Raw genomic sequence first — 6118 nt, 5'->3', positions numbered from 1 at the left:
GAACAGCGGGCGGATATAGGCCGGCACGAAGCCGGGGAAGTCGAAGGCGTTCGCGACGCCCATATCCTTCGCCATCTGGCGGATGTTGTTGCCGTAGTCGAGCGTCGGCACGCCCATCTGCTGGAAGGCGAGCATCGCCTTGACATGCTCGGCCATCGAGCGCTTGGCGGCCTCGATCGTGCCGGCCGGGTCGCGCTCCTTGCGCTCCTCCCACTCGTCAAGCGTCCAGCCGGCCGGCAGGTAGCCGTTGAGCGGGTCATGGGCCGAGGTCTGGTCGGTGACGACGTCGGGCCTGATGCCGCGGCGGACCATATCGGGGAACACCTCCGCCGCATTGCCGAGCACGCCGACCGAGACCGCCTTGCCCTTGGCATGCGCCGCCTCGACGATCTTCAGCGCCTCGTCGATGCTGTCCGCCTTCTCGTCGAGATAGCGCGTGCGCAGGCGGAATTCGATCGAGGACGGCTTGCACTCCACCGCGATCATCGAGGCACCGGCCATCGTCGCCGCCAGCGGCTGGGCGCCGCCCATGCCGCCGAGGCCGCCGGTGAGGATCCACTTGCCCTTGAGCGAGCCGCCATAATGCTGGCGACCGACCTCGACGAAGGTCTCGTAAGTGCCCTGAACGATGCCCTGCGTGCCGATATAGATCCAGGAGCCGGCCGTCATCTGGCCGTACATCATCAGCCCGGCCTTATCGAGCTGGTGGAAATGCTCCCAATTGGCATAGGCCGGGACCAGATTCGAATTGGCGATCAGCACGCGCGGCGCATCCGCATGCGTCTTGAAGATGCCCACCGGCTTGCCGGACTGGACCAGCAGCGTCTCGTCGGCCTCCAGCGAGCGCAAGCTCGCGACGATGCGGTCGAAATCCTCCCAGGAGCGGGCGGCGCGGCCGATGCCGCCATAGACCACGAGCTCGCCGGGCTTTTCGGCGACGTCGGGGTCGAGATTGTTCATCAGCATGCGCAGGGGCGCTTCGGTCAGCCAGCTCTTGGCCGAAAGCTCGGTGCCCTTCGGGCTGCGGATGACGCGGCTGTTGTCGATGCGGGTCATGGACGGCTCCGTTCGAAGGTGCGGGCCGCGTCGAGCGCAGCCGCGATGATGCTGGAAAGGGCGGATTGAAGACTTGCGGCGCGCGCCGGGTCGAAGGTCCAGGGCGCTTCCTGGGCGGAAAGATAGGCGCTCAGCGCCTTTTCCATCTGCAGCGCATGCACATGCTCGGTCGGCCGGCCGTAATGGCGGGTGATCCAGCCGCCCTTGAAGCGGCCATTGGCGACATGGCTCAGCGGCTGCCCCGCCATCGCCGCCACGGCCGCCGCTTCGACCTCCGGCGCGCAGCTCGTCCCGGAATTGGTGCCGAGATTGAGCGTCGGCAGCGTGCCGGGAAAGAGCCGCGGGATGACCGACTTGATCGAATGGCAGTCCCAGAGGACGCAATAGCCGTGAGCGTCCCTCACCCGCGCGATCTCGGCCGCGAGCGCATCATGATAGGGCTGGAAATACGCGGCCTTGCGCCGCGCGATCTCCGCCTCGTCCGGCGGCACCGTCCAGATCGGCGCGCCGTCGAAGGTGGTGGTCGGCACGAGCTCGGTCGTCGCCTGTCCCGGATAGAGCGAGACGCCGGAAGGGTCGCGGTTGAGGTCGATGACGAAGCGGGAGAGCTGCGCCTCGACGATGGTCGGCTCGAAGCGCTCCGCGAAGGCGTAGACCTGCCGCATGTGCCAGTCCGTGTCTTCGACCAGCCGCCCCCGCTCGTTCAGCGCGGTCTCGACTTCAGCGGGCAGCCCGGTGCCCGGATGCGGCATCGAGAGGATGAGCGGGGAGGGGCCCCGGGTAACGGTGACGATCGAGGTCATGAGCGTCTCTTTGCGAGCGTTGCGTCTTGTCCATCGAGGCGCGGGGAACCCCTCTCCTGTAAGGAGAGGTGCAGGGGTAAGGTGTAGGCCCCTGGACCAGCGAAACGGATTCCTAACGGCGGCTGCAGGGATGTCACGGCCACGGTATCGAACGGCCGACCCCTCACCCCTGCCCCTCTCCCTTCGGGAGAGGGGTTCCCCGAGCCCGCTCGGTTGACAAGGAGCGCTTTTTGCCCGCGCCTCACGCCGGAAACTCCGCAAACGTATCCAGCCCCGCCGCCTCGCCGACCGCACCCGACAGCACGAACTCCGTCGCCGCCGCGAGGTCGGGCGCGAGATAGCGGTCCTCGGTCAGCGGGGCGATGCTTTCCCGCAACAGCGCCAGCACCGGCTCCAGCCTCGCGCTGGTCCTGAGCGGGTGGTGATGCTCGATCGCTTCGGCTGCCGCCATCAATTCGATGCCGATGATGCTGGCCGCGTTCCGCGCCATGTCGAGCAGGCGGAAGGCGCCATGCGTCGCCATCGAGACATGGTCTTCCTGATTGGCCGAGGTCGGGATCGTGTCCACCGAAGCCGGATAGGCCTTCTGCTTGTTTTCCGAAGCGAGCGCGGCGGCCGTCACTTGCGCGATCATGAAGCCGGAGTTCAGCCCCGCATCGCGGGCGAGGAAGGGCGGCAGGCCGCTCATCACGGGGTCGACCAGCAGCGCCATGCGCCGCTCCGACAAATTCCCGATCTCGCAGACGCCCATCGCCAGCATGTCGGCGGCGAAGGCGACCGGCTCGGCGTGGAAATTCCCGCCGGAGACGATCTCGCCCGGCCCGAGCACCAGCGGGTTGTCGGTGACGGCATTGGCCTCGATCGCGAGCGTCGCGGCCGCGTTGGCGATGAGGTCGCGCACCGCGCCCATCACCTGCGGCTGACAGCGCAGCGAATACGGGTCCTGCACCTTGCTGTCGCCATGGCGGTGGCTCTCGCGGATGGCGCTGCCGGCGATGAGATCGAGCAGGGTCTTCGCCACCCTGATCTGGCCGGGCTGGCCGCGCAGCGCCTGGATGCGCGGGTCGAACGGCGTGTCCGAGCCCTTCAGCGCGTCGACCGAGAGCGCGCCGGCCACCAGCGCCGCGTCGAAGACGCGGGTGATCGCGGCGAGCCCCGTCAGCGCCAGCGTCGTCGAAACCTGCGTGCCGTTGATGAGCGCGAGCCCTTCCTTCGCGCCGAGCGCAAGCGGCGCCAGGCCCGCGCGCTTCAGCCCTTCCGCCGCCGGCAGGGTTTCGCCCTTCAGCCTGATCTCGCCGAACCCCATCAGCGCGGCGGTCATATGGGCGAGCGGCGCCAGATCGCCCGAGGCGCCGACCGAGCCCTTGGCCGGGATCACCGGCAGCGCATCGGCGGCCAGCGCGGCGGTGAGCGCGGCGACGACTTGCGCCCGCACGCCCGACGCGCCGCGTGCCAGGCTCGCCGCCTTCATCGCCAGCAGCAGCCGCACCACGCCATCCGGCAAGGCAGGGCCGGTGCCGACGGCGTGGGAGAGGATGAGGTTGCGCTGGAGCAGGGCCAGATCCGCATCGGCGATGCGCACGCTGGCGAGCTTGCCGAAGCCGGTATTGACCCCATAGGTCACCGTGCCGGCGGCGACGATCTCCTCGACGATCTGCTGGCCGCCGGCGATGGCGCCGTCATCGCCGAGCGTCGCGGCAGCGCCGTCGAGAATGGCGCGCCAATCGGTGAGGGCGTTGGCCCCGGGGGTGAGCGAAATCGCGGTCATTGTCCGTTCCGGATGCGGGCGTGAAGCGGGTTGAAGCCGATGCGATAGGCGAGTTCGGCCGGGCGCTCGATCTCCCAGATGGCAAGATCGCAGGCCTTGCCGACCTCCAGCGTGCCGGTCTCATGCTGGAGGCCGAGGGCGAGGGCGGCGTTGCGGGTCATGCCGGCCAGCGCCTCCTCCGGCGTCAGGCGAAACAGCGTGCAGCCCATGTTCAGCGTCGTCAGCGGGGAGGTCAGCGGCGAGGTGCCGGGGTTGGCGTCGGTGGCGAGCGCGATCGGCACGCCGTGCTCCCGCAGCAGCGCGATCGGCGGCTTGACGGTTTCGCGCAGGAAATAGAAGGCGCCGGGCAGCACCACCGCGACCGTGCCGGCCTTGGCCATCGCGCTCACGCCGTCTTCGTCGAGATGTTCGAGATGGTCGGCCGAGAGGGCGCCCATCTCGGCTGCCAGCTTCGCTCCGCCGAGATTGGAGAGCTGCTCGGCATGGATCTTGATCGCGAGGCCTTTGGCCTTGGCAGCGGCGAAGACCAATCGGGTTTCTTCCGGCGAAAACGCGATGCCTTCGCAGAACACATCGACCGCATCGGCGAGTCCTTCGGCGGCGACGGCGTCGAGCATCGGCCCGGCGACCAACGCGGCATAGTCGCCGGAGCGGCCCTTGTAGTCCGGCGGTACCGCATGGGCGCCGAGCAGGGTGGTGCGCACCGTCACCGGCCGCTCGCGCCCGATCCGCCGTGCAACCCGCAGCACCTTGGCCTCGCTCTCGATGTCGAGACCGTAGCCGGACTTGATCTCGACGGTGGTGACGCCTTCCCGGATGAGCTCGGCAAGCCGACGATCGGCCGAGGCGAACAGCGCCTCCTCGCTGGCCGCGCGCGTCGCTTTCACCGAGGACAGGATGCCGCCGCCGGCGCGCGCGATCTCCTCATAGCTCGCACCCTGCAGCCGCAGCTCGAATTCATGGGCGCGGTCGCCGCCATAGACCAGATGCGTGTGGCAATCGATCAGTCCCGGCGTGATCCAGCGGCCCTCGCAATCGATCGTCTCCCCCGCTTCGAAGGAGGGGGCTTCGGCACGGAAGCCTGCATAGACGATCCGCCCGTCGCGGCTCGCGACCACGCCGTCTTCGATCGCGCCATAGGGTGCCGCCACCTCCGGCGACATCGTCGCCAGCCGGGCGTTGGTCCACAGCCTGTCGCAGCGCATCGTCGCCTCGGCCGCTTTCGCCACGTCGCGTTCTCCCCGCTATGCTTGCAGTCTGGATATGCTATCTAATTGCATATGCAAATGACAAGAGGTTATTTGCATATGCAATTAAACGACGGAGTTCGGCGGTGAGCGAAACCCTGCATCTGGCCGCGGCGCTGCTGCCGCAAGGCTTCGCCGCCGATGTGAAGCTGACGATCGAGCATGGCACGATCACGGCGGTGGAGACCGGCGCTCCTCGGCAGGCGGCCGACAAGCGGCTCTCCGGCATCGCTCTTCCCGGCATGCCGAACCTGCACAGCCACGCTTTCCAGCGCGGCATGGCGGGTCTGTCGGAGCGGCGCGGTGCGCCTGAGGATTCCTTCTGGACCTGGCGCGAGGTGATGTACCGCTTCCTTGACCGGCTCGATCCCGGCGACGTGCAGGCCATCGCCGCCCAGGCCTTCGTCGAGATGCTGGAGGGCGGCTTCACCGCGCTCGCCGAATTTCATTATCTCCACCACGACAAGGATGGGCGCGCCTACGCCAACATCGCTGCGATGGGGGAGGCGATCGCCGCTGCCGCCGCCGAGACCGGGCTTGGCCTGACGCTGCTGCCGGTGCTCTATCGCTTCGGCAATTTCGGGCAGGCCCCCTCGGTCCACGGCCAGCGCCGCTTCGTCAACGAGCGCGACGCCTATCAGCGTCTGCTCGAAGGGAGCGCCGCCGCGATCCGCAGCCTACCCGATGCGCGCCTCGGCGTCGCGCCTCATTCGCTGCGCGCCGTGGCGCTGGAGGATTTGCCCTGGCTCGCCCGCTTGCGTCCTGACGAACCGATCCACATGCATGTCGCCGAGCAGGTTCCGGAGGTGGAGGCCAGCCTGAAGATCACCGGCCGCCGGCCCGTGGAGCTGCTGATGGACACGGTCCCGCTCGATCGGCGCTGGTGCCTGATCCATGCTACCCACCTCTCCGAGGCTGAGCGGGACGGCATCGCCCGCTCCGGCGCCGTCGCCGGCCTCTGCCCCATCACCGAATCGAGCCTCGGCGACGGCATCTTCGACGGGGTGCGCTATGCGCAGGCGGGCGGCGCCTTCGGTGTCGGCAGCGATTCCAACATCCAGATCGACGCAGGGGCCGAACTGCGCCAGCTCGAATATTCCCAACGCCTGCGCGACAGGCGCCGCGCGCTCTTCGCCCAAGAGGAGGCCTCGACCGGGCTCGCGCTCTGGAGGATGGCCTGCGCCGGCGGCGCGCAGGCCTGTGGCCGCGCCATCGGGCAGATCGCGCCCGGCTGCCGCGCCGAT

At 68.6% G+C, this 6118-nt stretch carries 5 protein-coding genes; 1 reads left to right on the top strand and 4 read right to left on the bottom strand.

Going from position 1 to position 6118, the window contains the following annotated elements; translation table 11 throughout:
• From hutU to hutI, 4 genes are all read right to left on the bottom strand, one after another.
• Window positions 1–1056, bottom strand: a 1056-nt coding sequence (gene hutU / locus ACOJTB_RS04825; RefSeq protein WP_420101384.1) for a urocanate hydratase, incomplete at its 3' end; no start/stop codon positions are given.
• Window positions 1053–1859, bottom strand: coding sequence for an N-formylglutamate deformylase (gene hutG / locus ACOJTB_RS04820; RefSeq protein WP_420101383.1), 807 nt, complete (start codon window positions 1857–1859; stop codon window positions 1053–1055). The genes hutU and hutG, both read right to left, overlap by 4 nt.
• Window positions 1860–2100: 241 nt before the next feature.
• Complete coding sequence (hutH, locus tag ACOJTB_RS04815; RefSeq protein ID WP_420101382.1) at window positions 2101–3627, bottom strand: histidine ammonia-lyase; 1527 nt, start codon at window positions 3625–3627, stop codon at window positions 2101–2103.
• A complete protein-coding gene (gene hutI, locus ACOJTB_RS04810; protein ID WP_420101385.1) occupies window positions 3624–4832 on the bottom strand; it encodes an imidazolonepropionase in 1209 nt (402 codons plus the stop codon). Before hutI ends, hutH begins: the two co-directional genes overlap by 4 nt.
• Window positions 4833–4960: 128 nt before the next feature.
• Here hutI and ACOJTB_RS04805 point away from each other — a divergent pair.
• The coding region (locus ACOJTB_RS04805; RefSeq protein WP_420101381.1) for a formimidoylglutamate deiminase at window positions 4961–6118 on the top strand (1158 nt) is incomplete at its 3' end.

It is taken from the genome of Allobosea sp. (assembly GCF_048595345.1).
Taxonomy (GTDB): domain Bacteria; phylum Pseudomonadota; class Alphaproteobacteria; order Rhizobiales; family Beijerinckiaceae; genus Allobosea.
The sequence above is the reverse complement of the archived record's forward strand: the minus strand, read 5'-3'. Positions and strand labels throughout refer to the sequence as shown.